Consider the following 22,850-nt stretch of genomic DNA (forward strand, 5'->3'; position numbering starts at 1 on the left):
CGGTGGAGGGGGCGCGACTAGGCGCTGAGCTTGAGGCTCGCCCCCTCCACCACCCTGCGGGCGGTCCCCCTCCCCCGCTTCGCAGGGGGAGGAAAAGGCTAGATGCTGGCCTGCATCCGGTAGAGCCGTTCATAGGCCCCGCCGGCGGCGATCAGTTCATCGTGGCTGCCCTGCTCGGCCACCCCCTGCTCGGTCAGAACCAGGATGCGGTCGGCGTTCCTGACCGTCGACAGCCGGTGGGCGATGACCAGGGTGGTGCGGTCCCGGGCCAGGGCTCCCAGCGCCAGTTGCACGGCCCTTTCGCTCTCGTTGTCGAGCGCGCTGGTCGCCTCGTCGAAGATCAGGATCGGGGCGTCCTTCAGGAACGCGCGGGCGATGGTCAGCCGCTGTTTCTGCCCGCCCGAAAGCTTCACCCCGCGTTGGCCGATGTCGGTGTCGTAGCCGTTTGCCAGCGCCATGATGAAGTCATGCGCGTTGGCCCGCTTGGCGGCTTCGACAATCTCATCGTCGCTGGCGTCAGGCCGCCCGTAGCGCAGGTTCTCGGCCACGCTGCCGGCGAACAGATAGACGTCCTGCTGCACGACCGCGACGTTGCGCCGAAGCGAGCTGAGCGTCAGGTCGCGGACGTCGATCCCATCGATCAGGATCGCGCCCGCGCTCGGCTCGTAGAACCGCGGGATCAGCGAACACAGCGTGGTCTTGCCGACCCCGGACGTCCCCACCAGGGCCACGAATTCGCCAGGGCGAACGTCGAGCGAGACGTTGCGCAGCACGTGGGGGCCGTCTTCGTCGTAGCGGAAGCTGACATCTCGGAACGCGATGGCGCCGCGCGGCCGGGCCAGGGCGATGGCGCCTGGCCGGTCGGCGATCTCCGGCGTGGTCTCCAGGATCTCCATCATGCGGCTGAACCCCGTATAGCCCTGCTGCCAAAGCCGCACGAAGTTCGCCAGCCGTTGCACGGGGTCGATGAGCACCGCCACGCATAGGAGGAAGGTCAGCATGTCGGCGACGCTCAACTGCGCCTGCGCCACCCGGATCGCGCCCGCCACGATGACCACCACGGTGATCAACTGGGCGAAGGTCGTGGTCCCCACCGAGAAGTAGGCTTCGCTGCGATAGCCCGCACGCCGGGTGTCTAGGAACTTCAGATTCTCGACCTCGAAGCGACGGTTTTCGACATCCTCATTGGCGAAGGACTTCACCACCCGGATCCCGGCCAGAGAGTCCTCCACCCGTTCGTTGATGGCGCCGATCTGCCGCTTCGACTGCTTCAGGGCCAGGTTCATCCGGCCGTTGAAGTGCAGGGCGTGCATCACCGCGAACGGCACGACCGCCAGGATCATCAGGGTCAACGGCACGTCCAGATAGGCCAGGATCACCGTTGCGCCCGCGAACTTGAGCACCGCGATGGCGAGGTCTTCCGGGCCGTGGTGGTAGAGCTCCCCCAAGGCGAACAGATCGTTGGTGATCCGGCTCATCAACTGCCCGACCCGGTGCTGATCGTAGAACCGGAAGGGCAGGGTCTGGCAGTGCTCGAACAGCTCCTGTCGCAGGGCGCTTTCCATCTTCGCGCCCATCACATGGCCCTGATAATCGACGAACAGCGTCGCCAGGACCTGCACCGCCAGCAGGCCCAGCATGACCCCGCCAATGGCGTAGATCTGGGTCAGCGCCGCGGGCGCGTCATCGACCGCGCCGAGTTGCCGCGTCACGTAGTTGGCGCACAGCGGCAGGAACAGCGCCGTCGCCGAGACGAGCACCGCACAGGCCAAGTCCGCCAGGAGCAGCGGAATATGTGGCCGATAGTAGGATAGGAACTTCAGCGCCCGGGCGCGGGCCTGGGCGTCGAACCGGACCGTTCGCGACGGCCGACGGGTTAGGGGGTTATGCCGCGCGTCTGCTTGCGCCAGCGCCCCCGGAGTTCGTGATTGCATGAACCTTCATGTCCTGTTGCGAGGATTTTCCTTTCTGGCTGGACACGAACGTTCTCATTTCACTCTCCTTGCGTCGGCCGATGTCGACGGGCGCGACTATGCCTCCGGCCGCTAAATTCGACAACGCCGTTATGTCGGAAGCGGTGCGCCTTTTCGATTTCCAATCTCCCGGCGAGGCGTACCGTGCCTTCAAGTCCGCCGGCATGAGCGGTCATCCGGGAGACCGCCTTGAGCACAATCGAAGCCAGCGGATCGGGCGCCAGCCTGCCGATCGACGCTGAGTTGATGGGGAACGGAAAGCTGGGGCGGGGCGGGGTTTCCTGGTCGCTCTTCGAGGGCGCGCGAAACCCCTATGTGATCCTGATCACCATCTACATCTTCATTCCCTACGTGGCCGCGACCATGGTCGGCGACCCGGTGCGAGGGCAGGAGATCGTCTCGCGATGGAGCCAGTATTCCGGCTGGTTCATCATGGCCACGGCCCCGTTCCTGGGCGCCTCGATCGACCGGCTGGGGCGGCGCAAGACCTGGCTCGCCCTCGCCACGATCCTGATGGTCCCGATGATGGCTTCGCTGTGGTGGGCCAAGGCCGACGGCACGGGGATCTCGGTCCTCACCGTCATGATCCTGACCACCCTGATCGGGGTGCTCTTCACCTATACCGAGGTGCTCCACAACTCGCTGCTGGTGCGGGCGGCGGGGATCTCGGCCGCGCACAAGGCCTCGGGATTGGCCTTGGCGCTTGGCAATGGCTTGGCCTTGCTCGCCCTGGCCTTCACCGCCTGGGCTTTCGCGCTGCCGGGCAGCGGCCTGCCGTTCGTGCCCGAGGCGCCGCTGTTCGGGCTGGACCCTAAACTTCATGAGCCCTCGCGGATCGTCGCACCGATGGCCGCGCTGATCTTTGCCATCGGCGCCATTCCGCTTTTCCTGTTCACGCCCGACGCTAAGCCGACCGGCATTCCGATCTTCACCGCCCTGGCGGACGGCGCTCGCGACCTGAAACGGATGGTCCTGGGGATGAAGAACCACCGGGACGCGGCGATCTTCCTGGTCAGCCGGATGTTCTATGTCGACGGCATGACTGCGATCCTGCTGTACGCGGGCATCTACGCCACCGGCGTGATGAAGTGGGGCGCGCTGGAGATGCTGATGTACGGCATTATCCTCAGTGTCCTGGCGGTGCTGGGCGGCTTCGTCGGCCGCTGGCTGGACGCCGGGCTTGGTCCGCGCCGCGCGGTGCAGATCGAGATCTTCATGTCGCTGCTCAGCATCATCGCCACCATCGGCATGGCGCCGGACCAGATCCTTTACTTCTGGGCCTATGATCCCAGCATGCATGCGCCGATGTGGAACGGGCCGTTCTTCCGCACCCTGCCCGAGTGGATCTTCCTGCTGATCGGGTTCTCCAACGCCGTCTTTATCACCGCCCACTACGCCTCCAGTCGGACCCTGCTGGTGCGCTTGACCCCGCCGGAGCAGACGGGGGCTTTCTTTGGCGTCTATGCGCTGTCGGGCACGGCGACGATCTGGCTGGGCTCCATGCTGGTGAACCTGGGCACCAATATCTTCCAGAGCCAGCAGGGCGGTTTCGGCATGATCATCATCCTGCTGGCCATCGGTTTCATTGGCCTGTTGTTCGTGCGTGGAGGCGACCGCCAAGTCTGACTTTCCCTTGTCGCCGCCGGAAGCTAAGGCCAGCGCCATGCTATGGGCGACGCAGCTTCGGGCGGAATGGCGCGAGCCGGCGGAGGTCCTGTCGGCTTTCGCCGACGAGCCCTGCGCGGTTTGCCTGTTGTCCGGCGGCGAGGGCGAGCGGGGACGGTGGTCTTATCTGGCGCGCGATCCGGACGCGACTCTCACCGTGCCGGCTGGCGACCCCCGCGACCCGTTCCGCGCTCTTTCGGATCTGCTGGGACCTCTGCAGTTGCCGATACCGGATGGGCCGCCGTTTCAGGGCGGCGTTGTCGGCCTGGCCAGCTATGAGCTCGCCGATCGTATCGAGGCGCTGGGCCTGGCGAGGCAGGCGGCGTGGCCGGACCTTGTCGCGGCGCGCTACTCGGCGGTGCTGGCGTTCGACCGGCAGGAACGCACCGTGCGCGCGATTGGCCGCGGCGTGACGCAAGCCGAGGCCGACGCCCGCGCCCATGCGGCGCTAGGCTGGTTGGCGAGTAGCCCACGTCCGCCCAATCACGACGCCTTGACCGCCGGGCTCTCCAACGACGACGGTGAGACCTACGAAGCCGCCGTCGCCGAGGTCGTCGGCCGCATCCATGCCGGCGAGATTTTCCAAGCCAATATCGCGCGCTCCTGGGCGGGGCGGCTCGTGGGCGCAGCCAGGCCCTTCGACCTGTTCGCGCGGTTGATCGGCCAGAGCGCCGCGCCCTTCGCGGCCTATCTGCGACTGCCGGGACTGGCGCTGGTGTCGAACTCGCCTGAACGTTTTGTCGAGGTGCGCCAGGGATGGGTCGAGACGCGGCCGATCAAGGGCACCCGGCCGCGCGGGCGCACCCCGGCGGAAGATGCGGCCCTGGCCGACGATCTGCTGGCCAGCGAAAAGGACCGGGCCGAGAACCTGATGATCGTCGATCTGATGCGCAACGACCTGGCGCGGGTCTGCGCGCCGGGCAGCGTGCGGGCGCCGGAGTTGTTCGCCGTCGAGACATTCGCCAATGTCCATCATCTGGTCTCGACGGTGGTCGGACGGCTGGCGGCGGGCAAGGGGGCGGTCGAGTTGCTGGCCTGCGCCTTTCCACCCGGCTCGATCACCGGCGCGCCTAAGGTGCAGGCGATGAAGGTCATCGCCGCATTGGAGACGCCCAGGGGCCCTTACTGCGGATCGCTGTTCTGGGCCGGCGTCGATGGGGCGTTCGATTCCAGCGTGCTGATCCGCACCGCCGCCTTCGTCGAGGATGCGGAAGGTTGGTCGTTGGAGGCGCGGGCCGGGGCCGGCATCGTCGCCGACAGCGATCCCCACGCGGAACGGCTGGAGACTGAGGCCAAGATCGCCGCGCTCGCCCGCGCCCTGGAGGAACCTGGCCGATGACGATCCCGCATGACGACCGTGGCCTGCTGCTAGGCGATGGCCTGTTCGAGACGGTGCTGGCGCTGGATGGAAAGCTCGTCGGGCTCGCGGCGCATCTCGACCGGATGGCGGCCGGTTGCGCCGTGATGGGCCTGCCGCCGCTAGACCGGGCGTTGGCCGAACGGTTGATGGGCGAGGCCCTGGCCGGCGTCGCAGCGCCCCGTGCCGCCGTGCGGCTCACCCTGACGGCGGGCTCCGGCGGGCGGGGGCTGGACCGGCCCGATGCGCCTGAGCCGCGTCTGTTCGCCACCGCTGCGGCTTCGCAACTCCCATCGGGGCCGGCCCGCTTGATCACCAGCAGCGTACGTCGCAACGAAGGATCGCCTGCCGCGCGGCTGAAGACGTTGTCCTATCTCGACAGCGTGCTGGCGCGGCGTCAGGCGCGCGAGCAAGGCGGCGACGAGGCCCTGATGCTGAATTCGCGCGAGGAGGCGGCCTGCGCGGCCGCCGCCAACGTCTTCTGGGTCAGCGAGGGGCGGCTCCTCACCCCGGCGCTCGAATGCGGCGTGCTGGCGGGAACCATGCGGGCTCGCGTCCTGGCGGCGGCGGGCCGGCTTGGCGTGGCGGTCGCCGAGGTCCAGGCGCCCGGCCAAACGCTGAGGGGAGCCGACGCGATCTTCCTCACCAACAGCCTGATTGGCGTGCGCGCGGTGTCGAGTTTGGATGGGGTGGAGTTGCGCCCCTCGGCCCTGGTCGAGCAGCTTGCCGCCGCGGTGGCGGTCTAGTCGAGCAGGACGACGGCCACGCCGCCGCGCGGCCTCATGTCCATCTGCTTCTTGAAGACGAAGGCGTCGGGGAAGATCTGCCCGAACGGGGTCTGGTAGGTGTAGATCGTCTCGGCGCGGATGACGGCGATATTGGCGGTCTTTTCGACCGTGCTGAGATCCACGCCGCTCGGGAAAGTGCCGCGCTGTTGCTGCCACCTGATCTGCGGCACGCCGGCGGCGGTCGTCTCGATGCTGACGATGCGGATGCCCAGATCCTCGACAGGAAAGGGCTTCAACGCCGCGGCGCTGATATTGAAGATGTCGTCGATCTGCGCCTTCTTCAACTGCGTCGCCTGGGCCGTCAGGTCGCCTACCGCCGTGGCGACGACGCTGACCCGCCGGCTGGCCAGCAGCGCCTGGGTGGTCTCGGCCATGCCGTAATAGAGCAGCATGACGACGGGGATGATGAGCGCGAATTCGACGGCTGCAGAGCCGCGACGGTCATGGGCGAAGCGGTTCAGCATTTGGCCCCCAAAGGACGTAGGGCGGCGTTGTAAGGCTCGTTGCGGAAGATGCGGGCCGAACTGAGCAACCGGCCCTCGTGCCCCGCGCTATGGAAGACGGGCTTGAGCAAGGGCGAGATGATCGGCCACTCATAGTAGGTGCGGACCAGGACGATGTCCTCCGGGTTGCCGGTCGACCAGCAAATCCTTCGTTCATCGAAGTCCTCAGGCTCGGCAGGCTCCGATCCGCCGGCGCCGGCAAAGGTGTCAAAGGTTTCGGCGTCCACGATCAGCTTGTCTTCGCAGCGGTCTTTCAGCCAGCTCATGTTGCGGCAGACCAATTTGCCAAACTCGAGTTTGCTGACTTCTTGTTGCTCGGAAGTCTGGTTTGGATGCGCAGCCTGGAAGCGGCCCGTCCGAATACTTCGGGTGGCGAAGTCGGTGGCGCTGTCCAAGGTCGCGGTCACCAGCAGGATCAGCGCCAATTCCAGCACACCGAGGGTCAGCGTCAGCAGCGGGATGGCGATGATGGCGAACTCGACCGCGATCGCGCCGCGCTTCGCGCGCGCAAATCGCCGGATCAGAGCTGTGCTTCTTGCGACAAGGCGCGACATGACGTCCCCGAGCTTCAAGCCCGAAGGGACGATAGCGAAGTCTGGCTAACCGGAGGTTTAAGGCTCAGCTTTTTTAGGGTGCCTTGGGCGCCTCGCCCGTGCGTTCGCAGCCGCCGGCGCAGGCATAGTCGTCCACCCGGCTCCCGCGGATGACCGAGACCCGGCCGGCCGGAGCCGAGACCACGACCTGGCGTTCCAGGACGGTGCGTCCCAGCTGATCGACGACGATCAGATTGGTCGAGCCGTAGCTCTTGCCCAGGATCACCGCCTTGCCTGAGTCCAGCACGCTGACATCGGCGATGGCCGGATTGCCGATCAGAACGTCGCGGGTTCCGCGCGGCAGGCTGACAGCCGCGCTGTGGTCGATAGGCACGACCAGGGTCGAGGCGGCGTGGGCCGCCGGCGCGCCGGCCAGGACCATCAGGGGCGCCGTCAGGGCCAGGAGAAGGCGTCGCATTGAGGTGATCCTGAAAAACAGCGTCGCCTGAAGTTGAGCTGGAATGGTCAATAAAGACTGAATTCTTGAGCCCTCGTGCGCGCGCGAGAATCATTAAGTCCGGAGCGCGTTTTTCGGCCTTTTCTGCCACGTGGTTAACCGATATTTACAGTAAACAGAAGTAAACCATAGAAAGTCGTCTGCGAATACATGGGTGTTTACTTGAAGTTAAGCTTGGCCTTGCAATGTGCACCTGTATTTCGGGGCGGGCAGACCTCCAAGGTTTGAAGCCGCACAGTCTGCTCGCAAACAAAGGAGATCGAGCAATGTCCAAGTTCGTCACGCGTTTCCTCAAGAATGAATCCGGCGCCACGGCCATCGAATATGGCCTCATCGCCGCCCTCATCGCCGTCGTGGTGATCGCCGCCATGACCACCCTTGGCGGCAGCATTCAGACTGCATTCTCCGGTATCGGTGACACCCTCAAGGGTGCCAAGAACACCACGATCCCCGCGGGTTAATCGAAATGTATCGCGGCGGCGCAAGCCGCCGCGATTTCATCCTTGGGAGCACCCGAACGATGGCCCTCGTGCTGCGTTTTTTCGCTGACGAAAAGGGCGTCACGACGGTCGAATACTGTCTAATCGCCATGGGCGTAGGCGTGGGCTTATTGGGTGCGATTGGCTTTGCCGCTCCAGCTATTTTCTCTGTATTCAAGATGGTGGCGGAGACAGGGCCGGTAGATTAGCCCGACGTTATGTTGAAACACGAAAGGCCGCGACGACGTCGCGGCCTTTCGTGTTTCAACGCTCTATTCATTGGATGCCGCGATGATCGCGTTTCTGTCTCGCGAACCAAGGAGGCCCTTAAGGTCATGTCTGTCGTCCAGGCTGCAGCTTTGTTGGTCTTCCCGGCCCTGGTCATTCTCGGCGCGCTACGGGATTTGACCAGCTACACCATCCCCAACTGGATCTCGGGCTTGCTGATCCTGGGCTTCGCGCCAGCCGCTTTGCTCGTGGGCCTCCCTCTTCCGGCGATGGGACTGCATCTAGGCGTCGGCGCCACCGCGCTGATGATCGGCATGGCGATGTTTGCGCTCAACTGGATCGGTGGCGGCGACGCCAAGCTGTTCGCGACCAGCGCGCTCTGGCTCGGCTGGCCGGGCTCGCTGGAATTTGTCCTTGTTACGGGCCTGGCGGGCGGCGTTCTGACCTTCGCCCTATTCGGCCTCCGCTCTCCTCTGCTTCGCCCCTACGTCCTGAGCGGCCCCGGCTGGGTCAATCGCTTAGCCGAGCCCAAGGGCGATCTACCCTATGGCGTTGCGATCGCGGTCGGCGCGTTGGTCGCCTTCCCCGGATCAGCGCTCATGAAGGCCTGGGGGGGCTTCTAGCTTGGCCTTTAGCCGGCGTTAACTATGCGCCCCGCAAACAGACCCTGCAGGCAAAAGGCCGGGCATTCGATTCGTGCGCGCTGGCCGACTGTCGGCGCGCCCGCCAGAAAACCCGCATGCGGGAGGCTCGAGTAGACGCACCATGAGCGGCATCCGCATCGCCATTCTCGCCGTCGCGGCGATCGCCGCCATCGGGCTGGCCCTTATCGTCCGGGGCATGGTGACGCCGAAAGAGGCCGCGCCGGCCGAGGTCGTCCAGGCAAAGCCGGTGGCCCAGGTGCTGGTGGCCAAGCATGACCTGACGATCGGAACGCGGCTCAGCCAAGCCGACATGACTTGGCAGGCCTGGCCTGCGGATGGTTTGAACGCCAGCTTCGTGACCGATGGCGCTGCGCCGGCCCTGCCGGCGGTTATGCCTGACAAGGCGGTGCAGAAGGCCGCACGCGCGGCCACTGACGCGGTCAGCACCACCGGACCCATGCAAGCCTTCGAAGGCTCGATCGTCCGCGAAGCCATGGTCGCCGGCGAGCCGATCGTCGCGCGCAAGGTGGTCCGGGCCGGCCAAAGCGGCTTCATGGCCGTGGTGGTGCAACCCGGCATGCGGGCGATGTCGATCCCGATCAACGCCGAGACCGCGGCTGGCGGCTTCATCCTGCCCGGCGACCGCGTCGACATCTTGCAAAGCCGCCAAAACGCCGAGGCGAAGACTTACGTGACCGAAACCCTGATGCGGAACGTTCGTGTCCTGGCTATCGACCAGAAGATCGATCCCGATAAGGACGCCAAGTCGATCGTCGGCGCGGTCGCCACCCTGGAGATCCCCGCCGCCGACGTTGAAGTCATGGCGCGCGGACGTGCTCAAGGCGAGATGCAGCTCGCCCTCCGCTCCTATGCCGATATCGGCGGTGCGCCCGGCCGTGGCGGGCAGGCCCGCGACAACATGCAAGGCGTGCGCGTGTTCCGCGCCGGTCAAGTCAGCGAGGTCGCCAGACCGTGAAACCGCGCTCTCTCCTGATCGCGCTCGCCGCCCTTGGGGCGATGCTTGGCGCGCCTTTGGCCGCCGCCGCCCAGACCGAGGCCGCCGGCTTGGCGGCGCAGTCCTCAATCGTGCGCGTCAATCTCGCCGGCGGTTCGGCCGCGACACAGTCTCTCAACCTCCCCAACGGCAAGTCCGCCATCGTCGAGCTTCCGGTGGACGTCCGAGACGTGCTGGTGAGCAATCCGGGCGTGGCTGACGCTATGCTGCGCTCGCCGCGGCGGATCTTCATCCTCGGCCTCAAGAACGGCTCGACTGACGCGGTGTTCTTCGACGCCGCCGGCCGCCGGATCCTTACGCTCGACATTCGGGTAGATCAGGATCCCACTGCGGTCGCCCAGACCATCAACCGCGTCGTTCCGGGCTCGCGCGTGCGGGTGGATGCGATGAACGAGAGCCTGATCCTGTCGGGGCAGGTCGAGAGCATGGCCGCCGCCGACAAGGCCGTCCAGATCGCGCGCGCCGCGGTCGCCAAGCCGGAGTTGGTGCTCAACATGCTGAGCATCGCCGGCAAGGATCAGGTGATGCTGAAAGTGCGCATCGTCGAGATGCAGCGCGACGTCATCAAGCAGCTCGGCTTCAACCTGAACGCCATTGTCGGCGAGCTGGGCAGCACCCAGTTCCTGCTCGGCACGTCCGCCAGTTTCGGCGTTAATGGCGCTTTGCTGGGTGGTGGCACGGCGACGCTGCGCAATCTTGGCGGTCGCGATCAGGGCCAGGCCACGCTCCAGGCGTTTGAGCGTGTCGGCCTGGTCCGGACCCTGGCGGAGCCGAACCTGACCGCGGTGTCCGGCGAATCGGCCAAGTTCCTGGCGGGTGGTGAATTCCCGATCCCAGTCTCTCAGGACGAGGACGGCGGCGTCGGAATCGAGTTCAAGCCGTTCGGCGTCGGTCTAGGGTTTACGCCCGTCGTCCTCTCATCTGGCCGGATCGCCCTGAAGATCTCGACGGAAGTCTCCGAGCTCACCAGCCAAGGCGCCTTCGCGCTCTCGACCCCCGGCACCACGGCGACCCTGACAATTCCCGCCCTGATCGTGCGACGCGCGGAAACCGCGGTCGAACTGCCGTCGGGCGGCTCGATGATGATCGCCGGTCTGTTGCAGGAAAAGACCAAGCAGAACCTCGACAGCTTGCCGGGCATGACCACCCTGCCGGTCTTGGGTTCGCTGTTCCGCTCGCGGGACTACCTCTCCGGCGAGAGCGAATTGGTCATCATCGTCACACCTTACATCGTGGGTCCGACGTCGCCTGATCGGCTCCAGACGCCTGTCGATGGCCTCCAGGTCGCCGACGACGCCTCGACCTTGCTGCTGGGCTCGCTGTCCCGAGCCTACAACGCCACGTCTGCGGCCCAACCGGGCCGTAGTTACCAGGGGCCATATGGCTACGTGATCGAATGAGCATACCTCGTTTCATCGCCCTGGCGCTGGCCGCGAGCCTGTCGGCTTGCGCCGCGACGCCGCCATTGCAGGCCGGGCAAGCCTCCATGGCGCGCACGCCGACCGAACTTTGGAAGGCGGAGATCGCCACCCAGCCCGAAGAAATTCGGCTCGCGGTTCGAGCCCAGGGTCTATCGCCGAACCAAGCTGGCGCCCTGACTACGTTCGCCGATACGTGGCGCGACGCCGATGGCTCCGAGATCATCGTCCAGGCGCCGGTCGGCGGTCCAGAACCCGGCGCCGTGTCGCGTTCGAGCGAGAACGCGCGCACCTTCCTGGTCGAACAGGGTGTGCCGGCCAGCGCCATCCGTCTGCTCGGCTATGACGCCAAGGGCGACGCGGCCGCTCCCCTGGTGGTGGGCTTCCTGCGCTATGCCGTGACGCTCCCCGATTGCGGACGAACCTGGACGAACATCGCCCATTCGATGACCAACGAGGTTCAGCCGAACTTCGGGTGCGCGGTCACCGCGAACATGGCCGCCCAGGTGGCCAATCCCGCCGATTGGGCCAGGCCTCGCACGCTCGATCCCGCTGACGCCCAACGGCGCGCCGTCGTGCTCGACAAATACCGCAAGGGCGAACTGACATCGTCGGAGAAGGACGACAACGCCACGGGCGCGGTCTCTTCGGTGGTGAAGTGATGAAGCCACAGCAGGGTCAGGATCCGTTCGATCTCGAGTTCGAGGCGGATGATGATTTTTCCATGTCGCAGACCAATGCCTGGCGTGAGACGCCGCTGTCGGCCGCGGCGGCCGAGGATCCCTTTGTTGATCTGCCCCCGCTGCCCGGCGAGGACGCCCGGCCGCCGCTATCCCACGACTTGAACACGGAACCCGAAGCGGCCGCTCTGCCGCCCCTGCCTGTCCCGGAGGTCCATCCGGTCCACGACATGTTGGCTGGGGCCGAGGCGGCCTTCGGCGAGACGCCGGTGCCGCGGATCACCATCCATATCTTCTGCGTCGCCTCCGAGACCGCTGAGCTCGCCGAGCGCGCTGCTCTTGATCGCCGCATGGAACGCGCGACGGTCGTAACCCGCATGGGCGGTCTGGCCGCCGCAGTGGAAACCTATCAATCTCAGCCGACGCCTTCCTTGGTGATGGTGGAGAGCGCCGATCCGGCGCCGCAGCTCCTGTCGTTGCTCGACCGCCTGGCTGAGGTCTGCGACCCCGGCACCAAGGTTCTGGTGATCGGCTCGGCCAATGATATCGCCCTCTATCGCGAGCTGATGCGTCGCGGGGTGTCGGAGTACCTTGTTCCGCCGCTCAACCCGCTGCTTCTGGTCCGCGCGGTGACGAGCCTCTATTCCGACCCCTCGGCGCCGTTCATCGGCCGGCAGATCGCTTTCTGCGGGGCCAAGGGGGGATCGGGCTCCTCCACGATCGCCCACAACATCGCCTATTCGATCACCGAGCGGTTGCAGACCGGGGCGGTGTTGGTCGATCTCGATCTGCCGTTCGGCACCGCCGGCCTCGACTTCAACCAGGACCCCCTGCAAGGCGTGGTCGATGCGCTGTCGCAGCCCGACCGGCTCGACCCGGTGCTGATGGACCGCATGATGGCGCGTTGCACCGAGCGGCTGTCGCTGTTCGCCGCGCCTGCCAGCCTGGATGGCGATTACGACATCTCCGCCGAGGCGTTCGAAGAGGTCACTCAGAAAATCCGCGCCGCCGCGCCGTTCGTCGTCCTGGACCTGCCGCACGTCTGGACGGCCTGGAAGCGCAAGATCCTGCTGTCGTCCGATGATCTGGTGATCGTCGCCACGCCGGACCTGGCCTCGCTGCGCAACGCCAAGAACGTGATCGACCTGGTGCGGCGCGCGCGGCCCAACGACGCCCCGCCACGCCTGGTGCTCAACCAGGTTGGCGTTCCCGGCCGTCCGGAAATCCCGGTCAAGGACTTCGGCGAGGCGCTGGGCCTGACCCCTGCGCTGTGCCTGCCCTTCGATCCGAAGCTGTTCGGCCAGGCGGCCAACAACGGCCAGATGCTTAGCGAGGTGAGCCCCAAGTCACGGTCCGCCGAAGGGATCGACCATCTGGCTCAGCAGATCGCCAGGCGCGAGCCGCCGGCGGTGCAGAAGTCTTCGTTGCTCTCCGGCCTCTTCAAGAAGAAGTAGCATGTTCGGCAAGCGTCCTTCGGCGAACGAGACCTCGGCTCCGCGCCAGGCTCCGCCCCCTCCGGGGGACGATGCCGACGTCGCCGTGCGCGCGCCAAGGACCGAGCAGCCGGCGCCTACCGCCACCATCCAGATTCAGCCGAAAGCCGAACGTGGCAAGCCGGTCGCCGGCCCAAAGCCGACCCCCGCCTTCGAGCAGCTTCGCGCGGCCCAGGGGCCGGCTCCGACGACCCAGGTCGTTCGCGAGCAGAGCGACTACTATCACTCGACCAAGACGGTCATCTTCAACGCCCTGATCAACACGATCGATCTGGCGCAGCTGGCCCAGCTGGACGCCAAGCAGGCGGCCGAGGAGATCCGGGACATCGTCGCCGAACTGGTGGCGATCAAGAACGTGTCGATGTCGGTGGCCGAGCAGGACATGCTCGTCCAGGACATCATCAACGACGTCCTTGGCTATGGGCCGCTCGAGCCGCTGCTGGCGCGCGACGATATCGCCGACATCATGGTCAACGGCGCCGGCCGGGTGTTCATTGAAGTCGGCGGCAAGGTCCAGCTGACCAATGTCCGTTTCCGCGACAACGCCCAGCTGATGAACATCTGCCAGCGGATCGTCAGCCAGGTCGGTCGCCGGGTGGATGAAAGCTCGCCGATCTGCGACGCGCGCTTGCCCGACGGTTCTCGCGTCAACGTCATCGCCCCGCCCTTGGCGCTGGATGGGCCGACCCTGACGATCCGGAAATTCCGGAAAGACAAGCTCACCATGAAAAACCTGGTGGAGTACGCCTCCATCAGTCCCGAAGGCGCCCGCGTCCTAGGTGTCATCGGGGCCTGCCGATGCAACCTGGTGATCTCCGGCGGGACCGGCTCGGGCAAGACCACCTTGCTCAACACACTGACCGCCTTCATCGATCCGGCCGAGCGCGTCATCACCTGCGAGGACGCCGCCGAACTGCAACTGCAGCAGCCGCACGTGGTGCGCCTGGAAACCCGCCCGCCGAACCTGGAGGGCCAGGGCCAAATCACCATGCGCGACCTGGTGAAGAACTGCCTGCGGATGCGGCCGGAGCGGATCATCGTCGGCGAAGTCCGTGGCCCCGAAGCCTTCGACCTACTGCAGGCGATGAACACCGGCCACGACGGCTCGATGGGCACCTTGCACGCCAACAGTCCGCGCGAGGCGATCAGCCGTATGGAGTCGATGATCACCATGGGCGGCTATGGCCTGCCCTCGCGGACCATCCGCGAGATGATCGTCGGATCGGTCGATGTGATCATCCAGGCCGCGCGCCTGCGCGACGGGTCACGCCGGATCACCCACATCACCGAAGTGGTGGGGCTGGAAGGCGACGTGATCATCACCCAGGATCTGTTCGTCTACGAAATCACCGGCGATGACGCCGACGGCAACGTTCTGGGGCGGCACCGCTCGACCGGCATCGCCCGTCCCCGGTTCTGGGATCGCGCCCGCTACTATGGCCTGGAGCGCGAACTCGCCGAAGCGCTCGACGCGGCCGAATAGCCATGCTTCTGACCCTCCTGATCGCGGTTCTGGGTTTTGTCGTCATCGCCGGCGTCGGCTTCGCCCTGGCCGGCGGCTCCGGCTCGGCGGACGCCAAGACCTTGAAGCGCGCGCAAGCGATTGTGGGCGGTGACGCCCGCGAGTCTCGCCGGCGCCCGGTCGCCGCGCAGGATCAGCGGCGCAAGCAGATCCTCAAGACCCTGCGCGATCAGGACCGCCAACAGAAGAAGGCGACCCTTAGTCTTTCGGCCCGGCTCCAGCAGGCCGGCCTGGGAATCAGCGTTCAAACCTTTTGGGTGATCAGCGTCGTCGTCGGCGTACTGGTTTTCGGCGTAGCGATAATCCTGAAGCCGTCGCCGTTGATCGCGCTTGGCCTGGCCTTCGCCAGCGGTCTTGGCCTGCCGCGCTGGGTCGTAGGGTTCATAGCCAATCGGCGCATCAAGAAGTTCACCTCCGATTTCCCCGACGCCATGGACATCATCGTTCGCGGCATCCGGTCGGGATTGCCGGTCCACGACAGCCTGCGCGTGATCGCTCAGGAATCGTCGGAACCGCTGGCCAGCCAGTTCAACCGGTTGGTCGAAAGTCTCAGCATGGGCGCGTCGGTGGACCAGGCGCTTGAGAAGATGCACGAAAATATGCCGACCCCGGAGGTCCGCTTCTTTTCGATCGTTCTGGCCATTCAGCAGAAGACCGGCGGCAACCTCGCCGAGGCACTAGCCAACCTCTCGACTGTCATCCGGGCTCGGAAACTAATGCGGGAGAAGGCCAAGGCGCTGTCGGGCGAGGCTGTGGCCTCCGCCGCCATCATTGGATCGCTGCCGCCGGTGGTCGCGACCCTGATCAGCATTACCGCGCCCGACTATATGAGGCCGCTGTTCACCGATCCGCGCGGCCACCTGATGCTGATGGCCGGAGCGTTCTGGATGACGATCGGCGTGCTCAGCATGCGCAAGATGATCAACTTCAAAATGTAGCCCGGGCGCGAACATGATCTCCATGCTCACCAACCCGGACAACATACTGGCGGCCTTCGTAGCGGTGGTCTGTTTCGCCACGATCGTGACCATCGCCACGCCGATGTTCAATCGCTCGAACCTGGAGAGCCGCCTCAAGTCGGTCTCCACGCGACGCGAGGAACTGCGGCGAAAGTCGCGGGAGGCCCTGGCCAAGAAGGGCGGCCAGAACAGCCTTCGGCACCTTGACGAGGGGATGTACAAAAAGGTCGTCGATCGCTTGCAGCTTTCCAGGCTGCTGGAGGATCCAAAGGTCGTGGAAAAGCTGGCTCAGGCGGGCTTTCGCGGGCCGCGCCCGGTCTCGACCTTCTACTTTTTCCGCTTTGTCCTGCCGTTCGTATTCGGCGCGGTCGTCGCGATCTATCTGTTCCTGATCAACGACTTTGGCCTGCCGGCCATGCAGCGGATAGCCATCTCCGTCGGCGGGCTGACGCTTGGCTACTACGCCCCAAACATCTTCATCAGCAATGCGGCCCAGAAGCGCCGCGAATCGGTCGTGGGCGCCTTTCCCGATGCGCTGGATCTGTTGCTGATCTGCGTCGAAAGCGGGATGTCGATCGAGGCGGCGATCCAGAAGGTCAGCCAGGAAATCGGCGGCTCCTCCATAGAGCTGGCCGAGGAATTGACGCTGCTGACGGCGGAGATTTCCTACCTCCCCGAGCGACGACAGGCCTACGAAGGGTTGGCGCGACGGACCAACCATCCGGGGATCAAGTCGGTCACCACCGCGATGATCCAGGCCGAACGCTACGGCACGCCGCTCGGTTCGGCCCTGCGGGTCATGGCCAAGGAAAATCGCGACATGCGTCTGACCGCGGCAGAGAAGAAGGCCGCTCAGTTGCCGGCCAAGCTGACCGTTCCGATGATCGTCTTCTTCTTGCCCGTGCTGTTCGTGGTGATCCTTGGGCCGGCGATCTTGACGGTCATCGACATGATGGCCGCCAAGGGCGCGCCCGGCTGATCTGCGCCGCTAGTGCAGCGGGCCGCCAGCGATGGTGATCCGGTGCATCAGGCGACGCTGGCCTTGATAGTCGTTCATCGCCAGATGCCAGGTGGCGCGATTGTCCCAGATCGCCATCGAGCCGGGCTGCCATTGGAAGCGGTGCACGAACTGCGGCTTGGTCGCGTGCTGATAGAGGTAGCCGAGCAGGGCGGCGCTCTCCTCGCGGCTCCAGCCCTCGAAGTTCAGGGTGAAGCCCGGGTTCACGTACAGCGCCTTGCGGCCGCTGCCGGGGTGGGTGATCACCACCGGATGCACGGCTGAGGGGTTCTCGGCATGGCCCGCCAAGTGGGCTTGGTCGGTTTTGCCGTAAACGCCTTCGGTCCCGTAGATGTGGTCGGAGGCGTGTTGCGCCCGCAAGCCGGACAGCGTCTCTTTCAGCCCATCCGACAGCGCCTCGTAGGCGGCGTACATGTTGGCGAACTGGGTGTCGCCGCCGGTGGGCGGGGTTTCGATGGCCAGCAGGACTGAGCCCATGGCCGGCGCTTGGTCGTAGCTGTGGTCGGTGTGCCAGCCGCCGCCGATGTTGGTCGTCTGCTCTTCGGTCTTCTCGACCTTGGCGATCTGCGGATAGCGCTCGGTTTTGGGGAAGTAGCGGTTCACGACGATCGGGCCGATGCGCTCGGCGAAGGCGATCTGTTCTTCCGGCGTGAGGTGCTGGTCGCGGAGGAAGGCGACGCCGCGATTGTAGACCGTGTCGCGGATCAGGTTGATCTCGGCGTCAGTCGCCTTCGGCACGGTGATGTTGGCGATCTCGGCGCCGCAGCCTTCGGTCTCGCGGACGATGGCGGTCATGGTCGCCTCCCTGGCGGTGTTTGTTTCATACACTGTATGCCGGAGTTGGTTTATGATTGTCACTTGAGTTACATTTTCGTCATGAGTGAGGATCGCGATCAGGCGTTGAGGCTGCTGGGTGTCGCCCGTTGGCTCGAGGCCTATCCGCCGGGGCTGGCGGAGGCGCTGGTGGCCGAGGGGGCGCTGAGCCGGCTGCGGGCGGGGCAGTGGGCGCAGGCCGAGGGCGACGAGGAAACCGGCCTGATGGTCGTGATCGAGGGCGCGGTGGACCTGTTCTGCCAGGCGCCCGGCGACCGGGAGGTGCGGATCAGCCATGCCGGCGCAGGCGCGGCGCTGGGCCAGACGATGCGGTTCGGCGGCGGTCCCAGGCTGGTGACGGCGGTCTGCGCCGAGCCGAGCCTGCTGCTGCGGGTGTCTGATGCGGGGCTGGAGCGGATCGCCCGCCTGCGGCCCGACATCTGGCGAGCGGTCGCGACCCTGGTCTACTTCCAGCTACGCAACGCTCTGCAGATGGCGGCCGAGGTCGCGGCCCTGCCGCCGCGCCAGAGGCTTGCTTCACGTCTGCTGATGCTGGCGCGGGGCCGCGAGGCGCCGGTGGTGCTGAATGTCAGCCAGCAGGGACTGGCCGAGATGATCGGCCTCACCCGCAAGACCGTGAACGGTCATCTGGCCGGGCTGCAGCGTGAGGGCGCGGTGCGACTCGACTACGCGCGGATCTGGATCGAAGACGCTCGGCGCCTTCAGGTCGTGGCCGACAGCTAGGGCTGAGCGGCGCGCACGCCTTCCCAGGACCGACCGGCGCCGGCCGGGGCGCTGGTGGCGCCGCGCAGCCAGGCCATGTTGTTGTCGACGGTCTCCGGCGGCAGGTCCTGGCGGGCGATGCGCTCAGCCTCGGCGAGGCGGCCTTGCAGGCCGAGCACCAGGGCGAGGTTCTGACGAACGGTGATAGGCGCATCAGGCTTGGCCGCGGCCTGCCGCAGCATGGTCTCGGCCTGGGCGCGATCGCCGTGGGCGGCGTAGTAGAGCGCCAGATTGCTGATGGCTGAGGGGTTGTCGGGAGCCAGGCTCACCGCGAGCCGATGCGCGGCGAGGGCCTCGTCAGGCCGCTGCGCCTGTTCATAGGCGACGCCCAGCAGGGATGGGATGCGCCAGTCGCGCGGCGCCATGGCCTGGGCCTCGCGCGCCGGCTCGATGGCGTAGAACCCCTGGCCGCGACCGATGTGGGCGCGGGCGATCTCGAGCTTGGCTTCGACGTTTCGCGGCTGGGCGATGGCGACTTTCTGAGCCGCGACGATGGCGTCGGAATAGTTGCCCATCTGGCGCAGCGCCTGGGATAGCTGAAGCCCAGCTTCGGCGTCGGCCGGATCGGCGTTCGCCTCGCGGGTCCAGAACGCGGCGCGCGCCAGCGGGTCGAGCGCCTTGATCTGCGCGCGTTCCTGCGGCGTGGCCTTGCGCGGCGCGCTCGCCGCGTCGTTCACGGCGGCGGCCTTGTCAGGCTTGGCCGCCAGCACGGGCCCCGCCGTCAGGCAAAGGGCGAGGGCGGTTGCGGCGAGGGCCGACATGCGACACATGAAAGTCACGGGCTCCGGATGATGGCCTGGCCACCATCCCTTGCCCGCTTAAAGGAAGCGTTAAGCATAACGCCCCCGACGAAGCGGTGGCGCGCAGGATGCGATAACGGCCCCCCGCCAAGGCGAGGGGCCCAGGGAGTTGCGTAGCGACTGGCCTAGGCCGGGTTGAACGCACACCGGCGGCGCGAGGTGCGAACCATCGTCCCGACCGCGCCGAACCCGAGGATCATCATCGCCCAGGTGGCCGGCTCCGGCACGGCGCTCAGCGTGGAGACCGTCACGTTGTCGAACTGCACGCCCGGCTTGAAGGCGAAGCGGTCAGCCTGGAATTGAAAGCGAAGGTTCAAGGTCTGGCCAGCGAATTGGCTCAGGTCAATCGTGGCGACTCCGGCCTGCTTTCCGGAGACGCCGGTGTCGCCCAGCCTCACGAAGCCGCCGTTCAACTTGCCATAGACCCCGGATTCGTTCGGTGTGAGCAGGTCTGTCGCGGCGTTGAAGATGGCGTCCGTCGAGCCCAGCACATTGAAGCCGTCGAAGTACATCTCGGAGTCGATGCCATAGTCGAACGATAGAACCGCGTTGGTCAGCCCGGTGAGATCAAGCGCTATCTGGTAGTAGGAATACTCGCCGTTGTCATAGTGGGTGGCGTGGCCCACCTTGCCGTCGGCGACGCTGAAGTTTCCGCTGACGCTCTCGTTGGCGCCGAGGCCATTATCAAAGGTCTGCTTGAAGATTACCGCGGCCGAGGCCGGGGTCGCCGACAGGGCGGCGGCGCATATCATGGTCGTCAGAACTAAGCTGGATCGCATTTCCTTGTCTCCGATGAGTGTTTTCGCGGCGAAGTTGGCGCAAGCGTGGCCGCTGGTCCGTGCTGCTTCGGCGAGCTGCCAGGCGTTTGCGATCGAGCGATGAGCGTCGGGTCGAAGCAGACGAAACGGCTCATCGCGTGTTCCTCGCACGACGAAAGCCCGCTGTGACGCGACCAACGCATCGGAGCAGCGCCGCCAGCCGCCGATCGCTTCGACTGCCCATGCCGACATCGGGCTGGGGCGGCAAGCTCACGACACGATGAAAGCGCAGTATGGCGCGACGAGATCGCGTGCTGACCGGCCAAAGTGGCGCTAGGCTTTGCCGAAACACCGATAGCCAAGATGTCCAATAGAAGCGACCTTCGCCAGATCGCCTTGCTGACCGTCGTCCTGTGGACGGTCGACGTGGCCTTGTTCTTTGTGCCGAGCGCCATCGCCGGCGCCGCCCCGGGGGCGGCCGCGACCGCGCGCATCGTTGTCATCGGCCTGGGCGGCATCGTCCTGAGCGGGGCGGTTTACGCCACTGTTTGCGCGCTGGCTCACTGGCGCCCCGTCGCGCGCTACATCGCCGTCATCACGGTCGCGATCATCTGCGGCGGGCTGGTCGCCGGGAGCGACCTAATGTTCCAAGAGCCCTTGCGCCTCGCGCTCTCCCCGTCAGCATCGCCGCTGAGCGAACAGATGCTTTTGATCCATGGCCTTACCAATTGGATCGGGCTCGCCTGGATCTTCGGCCTGGCCGGACTCATCTTCCTGCTGCTGCAGTCCAATCGTATTGTGCGCCAGCGCGACCACGACCTGGCCGCAGCTCACGCCGCGGCGCTGCAGGCCCAGAACGCCGCGACCGCGGCCCGCTTGGCGGCGCTGCGCTACCAGCTCAATCCCCACTTCCTGTTCAACACGCTCAACGCGGTCTCCTCGGCGGTGGTCAACCTACGCATCAACGAGGCAGAGACCATGCTCGCCCGTTTGGCTGAGTTTCTTCGGATCACTCTGGCCGCCGATCCGGAAGCCATGGTCGCCTTGGAAGAGGAGCTGGAGACTCTGCACGCTTATCTCGCCATCGAGGGCGAGCGTTTCCGCGAGCGGCTAGGCGTGCGGTTCATCTGCCCGCCACACCTGCTGCACGCCCAAGTCCCGAGTTTCCTGCTTCAGCCGCTGGTTGAGAACTCGATCAAGCACGCGGTCGCCCGTACGACACGCACGGTGACGCTCCGGCTTGAGGCTAGGCAGGAGAACGATGACCTCGTCATTGTCGTGGAGGATGATGGCGAGGCCGGCGCATCCCCGGCGCCTCAAGGCGGCGGCGTTGGAATCCGCAACGTCTGTCAACGCCTGGAAGCCCTCTACGGCCCCCGCGCCCGCGTCGAGGCCGCCGCCCTGACCACCGGCTACCGCGTCGTCATCACCATGCCGTTGCAGATGCAGCGCGACGCCGCGATGGCGGCGTAGGCATGCGCGTTCTACTGGTCGACGACGAACCGGCGGCATTGGAGCGGCTCCAGGCCCTTCTCGCTCAACTCGCCGATGTGACCGTCATCGGCAGCGCGCCCGACGGCTCTTCCGCCTTGAAGGCGATCGAGGCGGACAGGCCTGACCTCGTCCTCCTCGACATCCAGATGCCCGAGTTGAACGGTCTCACCGTCGCGGCCAAGATCCCCGTTGCGCACCGGCCCGAGATCGTCTTCGTCACGGCTTTCGAAATGTACGCTCCGGACGCCTTCGAGGTGGAGGCCGCGGACTATCTGCTGAAACCCGTCCGCTTTGATCGCCTTCGCCAGGCGATCGAGCGGGCCCGCCTGCGCCAGATGCTGCGCAGCCAGCTTACCCTGATCACCCCCGCCGAAGCGCATGGCGACGGCATATGGGTGCAGACCCGTCATGGGCACGTCCGCGTGCTGCTGCTGGAGATCGACTGGATCGAAGCTGCCGGTGACTATGTGATGCTGCACACCGCCACCCGCAGCCACATGCACCGCACCACAATGTCGGCGCTTGAGCGCACACTGGATGACAGCCGGCTGATGCGGGTTCACCGTTCCACTTTCGTCGCGCCCGACCGCGTGCGCGAGGTCCGGCGCACGGGTCGGGGCCTAGCCTCCCTCGTGCTCATCGACGGTGTCGTCGTCCAGGTTGGCCCGACCTACCACACCGCTGTGATGGAACGTCTCGGCTTCAGCGACGCGGACTGATTGCTCACCCGGCCCAGCACGCGGGGGGCCACAGTCAGCAGTCGCCCAGGTTGGAGCTAGGTGGCAGGAGGGGGGCGGCCAAGCTATATCGAGGTTCAAGCCCGACCCTGGCTTGGAAATCGAGGTTGGCCGAATACACTGGCGCTGGCCTATCAATCAGTCCGTCGGCCAGGCTTGGTTTGCGCCGACATGGAGAGCGTCATGAGCGAAGTCGTCGTCGATCACGCCGAGGACGCTGTCCCGGTCCACGCGCTTTATGAGAAGGACGTGCCGGGCTTCCTCGATGGGCGGCAGGCCTTCGTAAAGGCTTTCGCCGAACTCTCCGATTTCAAGGGCAAGGCCGGGCAGGTCCTGGTCACGCCCAACACCGAGGGCGGTATCGACCGGGTGTTGTTCGGCCTTGGCGACCGGGCCGACGCCCAGACCTTCCGCGCCCTGGCGGCCAAGCTGCCGGCCGGAGAGTACCGCATCGCCTCGGCGCCGGCCGAAATCTCGCCTGAGCAGATCGCCCTGGCGTTCGCGCTCGGGAGCTACCGGTTCGACCGCTACAAGAAAAAGAAGGACGACCGCCCGCGCCTGGTGGCGGCCGAGCAGGTCGATGTCGCCGAGGTGCGCAGCATCGCCCACGCCTGCGCCCTGGCGCGCGACATGGTCAACACCCCGCCCAACGACATGGGGCCGCTGCAGATCG

General features: G+C 66.0%; 24 protein-coding genes. 17 read left to right on the forward strand and 7 right to left on the reverse strand.

The window, feature by feature from the left end; translation table 11 throughout:
* Window positions 1-98 precede the first annotated feature (98 nt).
* Window positions 99-1,934 carry an ABC transporter ATP-binding protein gene (locus tag Q8M13_RS15830; protein WP_305301000.1) on the reverse strand — a complete coding sequence of 612 codons (1,836 nt, stop codon included), beginning with the start codon at window positions 1,932-1,934 and terminating at the stop codon, window positions 99-101.
* A gap of 228 nt (window positions 1,935-2,162) precedes the next feature.
* On the opposite strand from Q8M13_RS15830, the gene Q8M13_RS15835 reads away from it, so the two are divergent.
* Genes Q8M13_RS15835 through Q8M13_RS15845 form a run of 3 tightly spaced genes read left to right on the forward strand, consistent with a single transcriptional unit; the run spans window position 2,163 to window position 5,741 of the window.
* Entirely contained in the window at window positions 2,163-3,599 is a 1,437-nt protein-coding gene (locus Q8M13_RS15835) for an MFS transporter (protein ID WP_305301002.1), read from the forward strand.
* Window positions 3,600-3,636: 37 nt separating this feature from the next.
* The gene (locus Q8M13_RS15840) at window positions 3,637-4,977 is read left to right on the forward strand and encodes an anthranilate synthase component I family protein (protein ID WP_305301003.1); all 1,341 of its coding nucleotides are present in this window, start codon (window positions 3,637-3,639) and stop codon (window positions 4,975-4,977) included.
* Entirely contained in the window at window positions 4,974-5,741 is a 768-nt protein-coding gene (locus tag Q8M13_RS15845; RefSeq protein WP_305301004.1) for an aminotransferase class IV, read from the forward strand. The genes Q8M13_RS15840 and Q8M13_RS15845 overlap by 4 nt, the downstream gene beginning before the upstream one ends.
* On the opposite strand, the gene Q8M13_RS15850 is transcribed toward Q8M13_RS15845, so the two are convergent.
* From Q8M13_RS15850 to Q8M13_RS15860, 3 genes are all read right to left on the reverse strand, one after another.
* A complete protein-coding gene (locus Q8M13_RS15850) occupies window positions 5,738-6,247 on the reverse strand; it encodes a TadE/TadG family type IV pilus assembly protein (protein ID WP_305301005.1) in 510 nt (169 codons plus the stop codon). The two genes, Q8M13_RS15845 and Q8M13_RS15850, sit on opposite strands and share 4 nt — an antisense overlap.
* Window positions 6,241-6,840 carry a TadE/TadG family type IV pilus assembly protein gene (locus tag Q8M13_RS15855; RefSeq protein ID WP_305301007.1) on the reverse strand — a complete coding sequence of 200 codons (600 nt, stop codon included), beginning with the start codon at window positions 6,838-6,840 and terminating at the stop codon, window positions 6,241-6,243. Before Q8M13_RS15855 ends, Q8M13_RS15850 begins: the two co-directional genes overlap by 7 nt.
* Window positions 6,841-6,913: 73 nt before the next feature.
* Window positions 6,914-7,297, reverse strand: a complete 384-nt coding sequence (locus tag Q8M13_RS15860) for a pilus assembly protein N-terminal domain-containing protein (protein ID WP_305301008.1) — start codon at window positions 7,295-7,297, stop codon at window positions 6,914-6,916.
* A 305-nt stretch (window positions 7,298-7,602) separates the two neighbouring features.
* On the opposite strand from Q8M13_RS15860, the gene Q8M13_RS15865 reads away from it, so the two are divergent.
* The 10 genes from Q8M13_RS15865 (at window position 7,603) to Q8M13_RS15910 (ending at window position 16,753) form a co-directional block, all read left to right on the forward strand.
* Entirely contained in the window at window positions 7,603-7,797 is a 195-nt protein-coding gene (locus Q8M13_RS15865) for a Flp family type IVb pilin (RefSeq protein ID WP_305301009.1), read from the forward strand.
* Between the two features lie 59 nt (window positions 7,798-7,856).
* Window positions 7,857-8,024 carry a Flp family type IVb pilin gene (locus Q8M13_RS15870; RefSeq protein WP_305301011.1) on the forward strand — a complete coding sequence of 56 codons (168 nt, stop codon included), beginning with the start codon at window positions 7,857-7,859 and terminating at the stop codon, window positions 8,022-8,024.
* 126 nt (window positions 8,025-8,150) lie between these two features.
* A complete protein-coding gene (locus tag Q8M13_RS15875; protein ID WP_305301012.1) occupies window positions 8,151-8,666 on the forward strand; it encodes a prepilin peptidase in 516 nt (171 codons plus the stop codon).
* A 142-nt stretch (window positions 8,667-8,808) separates the two neighbouring features.
* Window positions 8,809-9,663 (forward strand): Flp pilus assembly protein CpaB, encoded by an 855-nt coding sequence (gene cpaB, locus Q8M13_RS15880; protein ID WP_305301014.1) that lies wholly within the window; start codon window positions 8,809-8,811, stop codon window positions 9,661-9,663.
* Window positions 9,660-11,102 (forward strand): type II and III secretion system protein family protein, encoded by a 1,443-nt coding sequence (locus tag Q8M13_RS15885; protein WP_305301016.1) that lies wholly within the window; start codon window positions 9,660-9,662, stop codon window positions 11,100-11,102. The genes cpaB and Q8M13_RS15885 overlap by 4 nt, the downstream gene beginning before the upstream one ends.
* Window positions 11,099-11,782, forward strand: coding sequence for a CpaD family pilus assembly protein (locus Q8M13_RS15890; RefSeq protein WP_305301017.1), 684 nt, complete (start codon window positions 11,099-11,101; stop codon window positions 11,780-11,782). The genes Q8M13_RS15885 and Q8M13_RS15890 overlap by 4 nt, the downstream gene beginning before the upstream one ends.
* Complete coding sequence (locus Q8M13_RS15895) at window positions 11,782-13,254, forward strand: CpaE family protein (RefSeq protein WP_305301019.1); 1,473 nt, start codon at window positions 11,782-11,784, stop codon at window positions 13,252-13,254. Before Q8M13_RS15890 ends, Q8M13_RS15895 begins: the two co-directional genes overlap by 1 nt.
* A 1-nt stretch (window position 13,255) precedes the next feature.
* Complete coding sequence (locus Q8M13_RS15900; RefSeq protein ID WP_305301020.1) at window positions 13,256-14,776, forward strand: CpaF family protein; 1,521 nt, start codon at window positions 13,256-13,258, stop codon at window positions 14,774-14,776.
* Window positions 14,777-14,778: 2 nt separating this feature from the next.
* Window positions 14,779-15,753 carry a type II secretion system F family protein gene (locus Q8M13_RS15905; protein ID WP_305301021.1) on the forward strand — a complete coding sequence of 325 codons (975 nt, stop codon included), beginning with the start codon at window positions 14,779-14,781 and terminating at the stop codon, window positions 15,751-15,753.
* Between the two features lie 13 nt (window positions 15,754-15,766).
* The gene (locus Q8M13_RS15910) at window positions 15,767-16,753 is read left to right on the forward strand and encodes a type II secretion system F family protein (protein WP_305301022.1); all 987 of its coding nucleotides are present in this window, start codon (window positions 15,767-15,769) and stop codon (window positions 16,751-16,753) included.
* 9 nt (window positions 16,754-16,762) lie between these two features.
* Here Q8M13_RS15910 and Q8M13_RS15915 read toward each other — a convergent pair whose 3' ends face one another.
* Window positions 16,763-17,587 carry a TauD/TfdA family dioxygenase gene (locus Q8M13_RS15915; RefSeq protein WP_305301023.1) on the reverse strand — a complete coding sequence of 275 codons (825 nt, stop codon included), beginning with the start codon at window positions 17,585-17,587 and terminating at the stop codon, window positions 16,763-16,765.
* A 63-nt stretch (window positions 17,588-17,650) separates the two neighbouring features.
* Here Q8M13_RS15915 and Q8M13_RS15920 point away from each other — a divergent pair, with 63 nt between their 5' ends.
* Window positions 17,651-18,349, forward strand: coding sequence for a Crp/Fnr family transcriptional regulator (locus tag Q8M13_RS15920; RefSeq protein ID WP_305301024.1), 699 nt, complete (start codon window positions 17,651-17,653; stop codon window positions 18,347-18,349).
* Here Q8M13_RS15920 and Q8M13_RS15925 read toward each other — a convergent pair.
* Together Q8M13_RS15925 and Q8M13_RS15930 are read right to left on the reverse strand one after the other, a co-directional pair.
* Entirely contained in the window at window positions 18,346-19,158 is an 813-nt protein-coding gene (locus tag Q8M13_RS15925) for a tetratricopeptide repeat protein (RefSeq protein WP_305301025.1), read from the reverse strand. The genes Q8M13_RS15920 and Q8M13_RS15925 overlap by 4 nt on opposite strands.
* Before the next feature lie 155 nt (window positions 19,159-19,313).
* Window positions 19,314-20,198 (reverse strand): PEPxxWA-CTERM sorting domain-containing protein, encoded by an 885-nt coding sequence (locus Q8M13_RS15930; RefSeq protein ID WP_370870080.1) that lies wholly within the window; start codon window positions 20,196-20,198, stop codon window positions 19,314-19,316.
* 111 nt (window positions 20,199-20,309) lie between these two features.
* Here Q8M13_RS15930 and Q8M13_RS15935 point away from each other — a divergent pair, with 111 nt between their 5' ends.
* The 3 genes from Q8M13_RS15935 to Q8M13_RS15945 form a co-directional block, all read left to right on the forward strand.
* Window positions 20,310-21,419, forward strand: a complete 1,110-nt coding sequence (locus Q8M13_RS15935; RefSeq protein WP_305301027.1) for a sensor histidine kinase — start codon at window positions 20,310-20,312, stop codon at window positions 21,417-21,419.
* 2 nt (window positions 21,420-21,421) lie between these two features.
* Window positions 21,422-22,159: a LytTR family DNA-binding domain-containing protein gene (locus Q8M13_RS15940; protein ID WP_305301028.1), complete on the forward strand. Its 738-nt coding sequence runs from the start codon at window positions 21,422-21,424 to the stop codon at window positions 22,157-22,159.
* 201 nt (window positions 22,160-22,360) lie between these two features.
* Window positions 22,361-22,850 (forward strand): M17 family peptidase N-terminal domain-containing protein (locus tag Q8M13_RS15945; protein ID WP_305301030.1); only part of this gene is annotated, 490 nt, incomplete at its 3' end.

This window comes from Phenylobacterium sp., assembly GCF_030681155.1.
Taxonomy (GTDB): Bacteria; Pseudomonadota; Alphaproteobacteria; order Caulobacterales; family Caulobacteraceae; genus Phenylobacterium.

What these genes read in the sequence shown, in the direction of transcription:
- Q8M13_RS15930 (WP_370870080.1), bottom strand. Translation starts at nt 20,198, where the DNA reads ATGTCGGCATGGGCAGTCGAAGCGATCGGCGGCTGGCGGCGCTGCTCC.
- Q8M13_RS15830 (WP_305301000.1), bottom strand. Translation starts at nt 1,934, where the DNA reads ATGCAATCACGAACTCCGGGGGCGCTGGCGCAAGCAGACGCGCGGCAT.
- Q8M13_RS15870 (WP_305301011.1), top strand. Translation starts at nt 7,857, where the DNA reads ATGGCCCTCGTGCTGCGTTTTTTCGCTGACGAAAAGGGCGTCACGACG.
- Q8M13_RS15855 (WP_305301007.1), bottom strand. Translation starts at nt 6,840, where the DNA reads ATGTCGCGCCTTGTCGCAAGAAGCACAGCTCTGATCCGGCGATTTGCG.
- Q8M13_RS15860 (WP_305301008.1), bottom strand. Translation starts at nt 7,297, where the DNA reads ATGCGACGCCTTCTCCTGGCCCTGACGGCGCCCCTGATGGTCCTGGCC.
- Q8M13_RS15850 (WP_305301005.1), bottom strand. Translation starts at nt 6,247, where the DNA reads ATGCTGAACCGCTTCGCCCATGACCGTCGCGGCTCTGCAGCCGTCGAA.
- Q8M13_RS15905 (WP_305301021.1), top strand. Translation starts at nt 14,779, where the DNA reads ATGCTTCTGACCCTCCTGATCGCGGTTCTGGGTTTTGTCGTCATCGCC.
- Q8M13_RS15875 (WP_305301012.1), top strand. Translation starts at nt 8,151, where the DNA reads ATGTCTGTCGTCCAGGCTGCAGCTTTGTTGGTCTTCCCGGCCCTGGTC.
- Q8M13_RS15915 (WP_305301023.1), bottom strand. Translation starts at nt 17,587, where the DNA reads ATGACCGCCATCGTCCGCGAGACCGAAGGCTGCGGCGCCGAGATCGCC.
- Q8M13_RS15935 (WP_305301027.1), top strand. Translation starts at nt 20,310, where the DNA reads ATGTCCAATAGAAGCGACCTTCGCCAGATCGCCTTGCTGACCGTCGTC.
- Q8M13_RS15865 (WP_305301009.1), top strand. Translation starts at nt 7,603, where the DNA reads ATGTCCAAGTTCGTCACGCGTTTCCTCAAGAATGAATCCGGCGCCACG.
- Q8M13_RS15925 (WP_305301025.1), bottom strand. Translation starts at nt 19,158, where the DNA reads ATGTGTCGCATGTCGGCCCTCGCCGCAACCGCCCTCGCCCTTTGCCTG.
- cpaB (WP_305301014.1), top strand. Translation starts at nt 8,809, where the DNA reads ATGAGCGGCATCCGCATCGCCATTCTCGCCGTCGCGGCGATCGCCGCC.
- Q8M13_RS15845 (WP_305301004.1), top strand. Translation starts at nt 4,974, where the DNA reads ATGACGATCCCGCATGACGACCGTGGCCTGCTGCTAGGCGATGGCCTG.
- Q8M13_RS15900 (WP_305301020.1), top strand. Translation starts at nt 13,256, where the DNA reads ATGTTCGGCAAGCGTCCTTCGGCGAACGAGACCTCGGCTCCGCGCCAG.
- Q8M13_RS15840 (WP_305301003.1), top strand. Translation starts at nt 3,637, where the DNA reads ATGCTATGGGCGACGCAGCTTCGGGCGGAATGGCGCGAGCCGGCGGAG.
- Q8M13_RS15940 (WP_305301028.1), top strand. Translation starts at nt 21,422, where the DNA reads ATGCGCGTTCTACTGGTCGACGACGAACCGGCGGCATTGGAGCGGCTC.
- Q8M13_RS15895 (WP_305301019.1), top strand. Translation starts at nt 11,782, where the DNA reads ATGAAGCCACAGCAGGGTCAGGATCCGTTCGATCTCGAGTTCGAGGCG.
- Q8M13_RS15910 (WP_305301022.1), top strand. Translation starts at nt 15,767, where the DNA reads ATGATCTCCATGCTCACCAACCCGGACAACATACTGGCGGCCTTCGTA.
- Q8M13_RS15890 (WP_305301017.1), top strand. Translation starts at nt 11,099, where the DNA reads ATGAGCATACCTCGTTTCATCGCCCTGGCGCTGGCCGCGAGCCTGTCG.